Origin of the sequence: Algoriphagus sp. UBA3586 (genome assembly GCF_002376385.1) — a bacterium.
Classification (GTDB): domain Bacteria; phylum Bacteroidota; class Bacteroidia; order Cytophagales; family Cyclobacteriaceae; genus Algoriphagus; species Algoriphagus ornithinivorans.
In genome coordinates, this window is record NZ_DFMT01000043.1 from 62431 (window position 1) to 68430 (window position 6000).

The following is a 6000-nucleotide window of genomic DNA, read 5'->3' on the forward strand; positions in this document are numbered from 1 at the left end:
GGCTAGGACCGATGGTGGAAATGAATGGAAACGATTCCGTAAAATCTTACTCACTCATTAACAGTCTATACCTCCAAACCTCTCTAACCTGCTCAATTTCCACTTCGAAAGGAGAATAGATGGGATTGGATGAACAGAGCAGGAGTTTCTGTTCAGATTGAATTCGATTGTAGGCGATTTTAAAGGTCACTCCATCCTGTTCGGTGACGATGACATAGCGCTCTCCATCTTTGATATTCAGCCAATCGTCTATGTATTCACAGATGATCCAGGAACCGTCCGGAATAGGCAGCATGGAGTCCCCGTCAACTTGAAAAACGCGGTGTTTTTTATCTGTTGGCAAAAAGGGCAAAGAAAATCGAGGCAATTCAGAGATAAACTCAGGATCTGCAAAACCAGCTAAGTAACTTGCTTTTGCCCGCTGGGAAACCACCTCTATCAATTCCCGACCATCCGCATCTACTGTGGTAGAAAGAATCCGTAGTTTTCTTCCCCGGAGAAACTGATCTGTTTCTAGCAGTTCGCGGAGCTTGTATTCAGAATAAGAAGACAAATCTTCTTTGATTAGGATATCGAGAGAAACTCCAAAATACTCGGAGATTTTCACCAAAATATCCAAAGGAGGAGTAATGGTGAGTTCGTATCCAGCCAGTTTGGAGCGGGAAATACCTAAAGCTTCAGATAAGGACTCTTGAGTGAGCGCTTTTTTCTTTCGGAGGAATTTGATATTTAAATGGATGAGCATATTTTTCTGAATTTCTAAGAGATAACAATGGGTAAGCTATTTTCAAGATAGCTGCGCAGATATTTTTTAAGATAGCCCTGCGGGCAGATATCCTATCTCGTTGAACAGATTGAAGCATATCTTGGCGAAGCCATATCTTATTTTCTTTAATTCAAGATAGCTGCGCAGATATTTTCATAAGATATTCAAGCCGATAAATGATTACTTTGAAGAGTTTTTATCTTTTGCATCATAAGCTATCTTTATCTGTTGATTCAGTTTCATTTGTAAGCTCTTTGAGATTGAGAAAATCTCTCGGTACTCTTTTTCATCCACAATTTTTCTTTCAAACCCCAAGTCAATCCAATGCTCAACTCCTTCAGAAAGAGACGCACGAGAAATGTAATAGAATCTAACTTTTTCAAGAAAGTGAAAACGAGCATACCCTTCTGCAATGTTCGCACCTACTGAATCTACCGCTTCTAACATTTGGTCTCCCCAAACTTTTCTCATTTGATAGCCTAAGCGGCTATAAATTTTCCAGCCCAAAGCTGATAGCTCCCTTGACAATTTGTAAATAGTCAATTCCTTCAGAGGAATGTATTTTGATTTTTCACTCATGATCAATTCTATTTTAACCTTTCTCGCTGAATAGATTGAAGAATATCTTGGCATTGCCATATCTTATTTTCTGTAATTCAAAATAGCTGCACAGATAATTCTTAAGATAGCCCTGCGGGTAGATACCCTATTTTGTTGAATAGATTAAGCATATCTGGCGAAGCCTATCTTCACCATTAAGTATTGCTACCCAAATATTTTTTTAAAATAGTCCTACGGTAGAACCCTATCTCGCTGAACGAAGTGAAGCATATCTTTTTACACAACGACAATTCCCGCCACTTCCCCTACCAATCATTCCCAAATCTAATAAAAAATGATTAAATTATAAACATTAAAATGTCAATAAAATTAACAAAAAGCAATGGAAGGGAAGCGGAGTATTGCGCATATGGATTTGGATACGTTTTTCGTATCAGTGGAGCGGCTTTTTGACAGTAGGCTCAATGGAAAACCCATCCTAATCGGAGGATCCAGTGACCGGGGAGTGGTGGCTTCCTGCAGCTACGAGGCCAGGAGATTTGGCGTACACTCGGCCATGCCTATGCGGACAGCAAGACAACTCTGTCCCGAGGCCATTATCGTCAAAGGGGATTTTGAAAAATACAGCCAAAAATCCCATGAGGTCACTGAGATTATCAAGGAGTCAGTTCCGCTTTTTGAAAAGTCCTCCATTGATGAGTTTTACATAGATCTGACGGGGATGGACCGCTTTTTCGGTTGCTTCAAACTCGCCCACGAGCTCCGGCAGCGTATCATCAAAGAGAGCGGGCTGAATATTTCTATGGGACTATCGGAAAACAAGACGGTTTCCAAGGTGGCCACCGGCGAAGCCAAGCCCAACAATGAAAAGCAGGTGCCCAATGGAGAGGAAAAACCCTTCCTAGCTCCCCTATCCGTGCGAAAAATCCCCATGATCGGGGAGAAAACCTCCCAAACGCTCTATAATATGGGTGTTAAAAAAGTTCTAACCTTGCAGCAAATGCCCTCCCAATTGCTGGAGGCTACCTTTGGGAAAAACGGCAAAATGATCTGGGAAAAAGCGAATGGTATCGATCGAAATCCGGTAATCCCCTATTCCGAAGCCAAGTCCGTTTCTTCTGAAAATACCTTTGAAGAAGATACCATCGATGTCAAGATGCTGGAAGCCACACTGGTAGCTATGACGGAGCAACTCGCTACGAAACTTCGCCAAAAGGGGCAGCTCACCGCCTGTGTGAGTGTGAAGATTCGCTATTCTGACTTTGAGACGCATACCATGCAGCAGCGGATTCCCTACACTTCAGCAGATCACAGTATCCTGCCCGTGGTGAAGGAGCTATTCAAAAAACTGTATAGCCGTCGTCTCCTCATCCGACTGATCGGGGTGCGGTTTAGCAACCTAGTCTATGGCAACTATCAGATCAAGCTTTTCGAAGACAGTCAGGAACAAATCAACCTCTATCAAGCGCTCGACAAGCTAAATGTGAAGTATGGTGATAAAACCGTCTGCCGAGCCGTGGCTATGGGTGTGGGGAGGAGATGGTTTTATCCCTTCAATGGGATGGAGGTGTGAGGAAGTGAGAAATTTAAAGTGAGAAGTCTGAAAAAAGGTCAACATTTTTGAGATTGGTGGTGGTTTTACTGAGCGTTACATCCCATCTTTTCCATTTATCCTGCGAATCTCGGACTGCCGCATAGGCATGGAGTCTATTTGACGCATCAGGGATTCCATTGGAACTGCCCCAGCACCCTGATTTTTGATTCCACCATCCAGTCCGATCAGCAGCCAGTTTTCTCCAGATTTCAAGTTTTGCAATAGTTTCACAAAGCTTTTTTCGGCCAATTCCTCTTCCAAATTTTTCCATTGGATCTTTCCAGCCGATACATGCACCAAGAGTAATTTTCGCTCTTCCAATTCCTTTTGATGACTTTTTATCCAGGTTTGATCAAAGCCGGGAGAATCAAAAACCACGATAATCCGCTTTTCCCAACGAAAATCATCCAAAGACTTGGGCTGCTGCAAAAAACTCATACAAACTAAACTTAAAAGGATCCAATACATATTTAAACAACTCAAAAACAGCCAATTGGTTTGCATGAATTATTCTTCAGAAACTACTCTTTGGCTTCGCAAAAAATAGAAAGCTTTAAACTTCCGTGACTTTTTCGTGATACTCTTCGGCCAATTTTGACTCAAATCAAAACCAATAAAACCATGAAAAAAGGAATGCTTCTCTTTTACATTGCCTTCTTAGGCTTAGTATCCTGCACAGATGACAATGACCCTGTTGTCATCGACCCTACCCAGCCAACTGGCAGTCTCAATGTACTTCGATCCGGAACTTTTGTAGATCAAAACAATGCAGGATCAACCGGCAATGCAAGTTTAGTCACAGACTCTCAAGGCAAAGAATTCCTGGGATTTAATGAGGCTTTCAATACTGCTTTGGCAACAGGTACCGTGACTGTTTTTCTATCAACTTCCATGGAATTTATGCCTGATCCAGCCAATGGAAATCCCAATCTCTTACCACTGGGACCAGTAAGGATGGCCGGTGAAAATTTCTTTGCCATCCCAGCAGGCATGTCCACCTCCAAGTATACCCATGTCATCCTTTGGTGCGGTTCGGTAGGGGTTCCTTTTGGCTATGCTAATCTGAATTAAGTCATGATGCTCACTCAAAAAGGAAGCTTGGTCCGAATCCTCGGAATCGGATTGAGCTTCTTGCTTTGCTGCAATGCCGGCTTTGCCCAAAGTGGATGGACCAAGGAGAAGAGAGAAGGATTCTACCAGCTAAGCTTCAATCGTTTTAGCTCTTCGGATTATTTCACACTGGGAGGAGAAAAACTCAGTACGAATACCTTCACCCAAAATTCTTTGGTTTTCTATGGAGAATACGGCTTGACCGAACGCTTCTCCTTAATCGCCAACTGGCCCCTTCAAATTTGGAACGGGTTTAATACCACAGAAACCGTTAGCGGTTTGGGCGATCTGAGGTTGGAGTTTAAGCATGCCTTGCTAAAAAAGTACTTGCCTTTAGCCATTTCTGTCGCTCCGGAAATCCCAATTGGTCGTGCTAATAATTTTGCCCAAAGCACTCAAAATGACTTTGAATCCATTAATCTGCCTTCCGGTGATGGAGAATTCAATGTCTGGACAACCCTTTCAACCTCTTTTGCCATACCCAATACACCACTATATGGAAGCATTTTCGGTTCCTACAATTTCCGGACTTCCTATGAGGACGTATCCTTCTCTGATCAAATCGCAATTGGACTCGAAGTGGGCTATCAAATTGCCGGGAAGATTTGGGTCAATGGTCGCCTTCAAGGGCTCAATTCGGTAGATGATGTCTTGGTTGCAACGGATTTTGTTCGGGGAGATGGGACAGAATATACCAGCTATAGTTTTGGTGCATCTGTTCCGGTCTATCAAGATTTTCATCTTTCTCTGAACTACAGAAACTACGCCGACTTCATTTACTCTCGAAGAAACCTCTATTCGGCAGGTACTTTTTCGATTGGAATCTATTATCAAGTCAAACCCAAATCCAATGAATAAAGCAAACATATCCCTTCCTCAATCCAAATTCCCTCAGCTACTGCGATTTAAGAAAGGCGAACAAATTTTGGAACAAGGCCAACTCTTTCAAGGCTATTTTCTGATTAAATCGGGCTTGGTCAAGACTGTCCGCTCCCAAGAACCCGGCAACAGCACTCTCCTTTCCATCAAAGATCAGGGGGAATTCCTAGGTGAATTTTATGAAGAGCGCGCGGAAAAAAGACTCTCCTACTCGGCCTTTGCTATGGAGGACCATACACTAGTGGAGATGATCCAGCTAGAGGAAAATCCCAACCAAAAACTCTTGAGAATCATTCATACTCTTCAAGTAGAAATTCATACTGCAAGACTGCGCTTGGAGCGGATCTTATTCCAAGATGCAGAATTTAGAATCATCTCCGTACTCAAAGATCTTGGGGAGCGATTTGGAGAAAAATATGGAGATGAAACCCTGCTCAAGCTCCCCTTGACCCATGAAGAACTTGCCAAGCTGACGGATACCAGCCGGCAGACTGTTACCACTATCCTCTCAGGCTTGAAAGCCCAAAACAAAATCAATTACAGCCGGGGAAGAATTCTTTTCCGAAACATTCATCAACTCAAAACTCCCAACTCATGAAAACTTTCATTCAATTGCTCGCAATATCATTCCTAACATTTATGCTTTCTTGTTCCTCAGATTCCATGGAGCCTATTATTCCTGACGACTCAAATCAGGTTAGCGAAAATTTTGCGGTCTTGAAAACAGGAACTCTGACTCCTCAAAGTTCTACCAATACCCGCGGAATGGTTCAGTTGGTCCGGGATGAAGACAACAAGTTCTTTATTCGACTATCGGATGATTTTACGACCAAGTTTAGCACTGGAACGGTGACTGTTTATCTTTCTACCAGCCAATCCCTCAACCTCAACAATACTTCCACTTATCAATTGGTATCGATTGTTGGAAAATCTGGAGAGCACTTTTTTTCCCTTCCGGGAATGCCCGATGAAAAATTTACGCATGGGATTATTTGGTGTGGAGCCGCTGGAATCCCATTTGGATTTGCTCCTATGAATTGAAAAAAGTGTGATATCAGTATTTATGCAAAAGAGGCTGTCTCATAAATAG

At 42.6% G+C, this 6000-nt stretch carries 8 protein-coding genes; 5 read left to right on the forward strand and 3 right to left on the reverse strand.

Annotated features, from left to right (window positions below; genetic code table 11):
* Window positions 1-46: 46 nt before the first annotated feature.
* Together B2906_RS15420 and B2906_RS15425 are read right to left on the reverse strand one after the other, a co-directional pair.
* Entirely contained in the window at window positions 47-745 is a 699-nt protein-coding gene (locus B2906_RS15420; RefSeq protein ID WP_219959347.1) for an XRE family transcriptional regulator, read from the reverse strand.
* Window positions 746-946: 201 nt separating this feature from the next.
* On the reverse strand, window positions 947-1345 hold the full coding sequence (locus B2906_RS15425) for a four helix bundle protein (protein WP_219959348.1): 399 nt from the start codon (window positions 1343-1345) through the stop codon (window positions 947-949).
* A 364-nt stretch (window positions 1346-1709) separates the two neighbouring features.
* Between B2906_RS15425 and dinB the strand changes: the two genes are divergently transcribed.
* Entirely contained in the window at window positions 1710-2900 is a 1191-nt protein-coding gene (gene dinB / locus B2906_RS15430) for a DNA polymerase IV (protein WP_219959349.1), read from the forward strand.
* A gap of 75 nt (window positions 2901-2975) precedes the next feature.
* Here the strand turns inward: dinB and B2906_RS15435 are convergent, their stop codons facing one another.
* On the reverse strand, window positions 2976-3359 hold the full coding sequence (locus tag B2906_RS15435) for a DUF4174 domain-containing protein (RefSeq protein ID WP_219959350.1): 384 nt from the start codon (window positions 3357-3359) through the stop codon (window positions 2976-2978).
* A 183-nt stretch (window positions 3360-3542) separates the two neighbouring features.
* On the opposite strand from B2906_RS15435, the gene B2906_RS15440 reads away from it, so the two are divergent.
* From B2906_RS15440 to B2906_RS15455, 4 genes are read left to right on the forward strand one after another with little or no spacing between them, the layout of a single operon-like run.
* Window positions 3543-3992 carry a DM13 domain-containing protein gene (locus B2906_RS15440; RefSeq protein ID WP_219959351.1) on the forward strand — a complete coding sequence of 150 codons (450 nt, stop codon included), beginning with the start codon at window positions 3543-3545 and terminating at the stop codon, window positions 3990-3992.
* 3 nt (window positions 3993-3995) lie between these two features.
* The gene (locus tag B2906_RS15445) at window positions 3996-4889 is read left to right on the forward strand and encodes a hypothetical protein (RefSeq protein ID WP_219959352.1); all 894 of its coding nucleotides are present in this window, start codon (window positions 3996-3998) and stop codon (window positions 4887-4889) included.
* The gene (locus tag B2906_RS15450; RefSeq protein WP_219959353.1) at window positions 4882-5508 is read left to right on the forward strand and encodes a Crp/Fnr family transcriptional regulator; all 627 of its coding nucleotides are present in this window, start codon (window positions 4882-4884) and stop codon (window positions 5506-5508) included. The genes B2906_RS15445 and B2906_RS15450 overlap by 8 nt, the downstream gene beginning before the upstream one ends.
* Window positions 5505-5951, forward strand: coding sequence for a DM13 domain-containing protein (locus B2906_RS15455; RefSeq protein WP_219959354.1), 447 nt, complete (start codon window positions 5505-5507; stop codon window positions 5949-5951). Before B2906_RS15450 ends, B2906_RS15455 begins: the two co-directional genes overlap by 4 nt.
* The last annotated feature ends 49 nt before the right edge of the window (window positions 5952-6000 follow it).